We start from the raw sequence: 631 nt of genomic DNA on the forward strand, positions 1-631 counted from the left end.
CAGCAGGACGCCGACGGTGGTCGCGTCGTCGGCGAGCACCGCCGCGTGCCCGGCGGACGCCTCCGTGGACAGCGGGGCGTCCCGGAGGAGACCGGCGGTGATCACGGTGAGCACGGCGCACACGAAGACCGCAGTCGGCACCAGGAAGGCGCGCGCCGAGTCCACGACGCCGCGTAGGTTCACGCCGGTGACCAGCGCCAACACCCCGAGGCACAGCCACAGCCGGTCGTCGTGCAACCCGGGGTAGGCCGAGGTCAGCGCGGCGACACCGGCGGTCACGGCGACCGCGGCGTTCAGGACGTAGTCCAGGACGAGCGAGGCGGCGGCCACCAGCGAGGCACGCCGGCCCAGATGACGCCTGGCCACCGCGTACGCCCCGCCGCCGTCCGGAAAGGCCGCGATGACCTGACGGTAGGAGGCGACGAGCACGGCCAGCAGGGCCGCGATGGCCAGGGTGACGGGCACGGTGTACCCGAGCCCGCGCGCCCCCGCGGCGGCCAGCACCAGGACGATGGCCTCCGGTCCGTACGCCACCGAAGCCATGGCGTCCAGCGACAGGGCGGCCAGGCCGGTCAGCGCGGTGAGGCGGTGCCGGTCGGCGGGGTCGGCTGGCCCGGCGTCGGCCCTGCCT

At 75.6% G+C, this 631-nt stretch carries 1 protein-coding gene; it reads right to left on the bottom strand.

What is annotated here, in order from left to right:
- The coding region (locus tag KUM32_RS37695; protein ID WP_217146338.1) for an amino acid permease at positions 1-631 on the bottom strand (631 nt) is incomplete at both ends.

Source organism: Streptomyces sp. AC627_RSS907 (genome assembly GCF_019049165.1).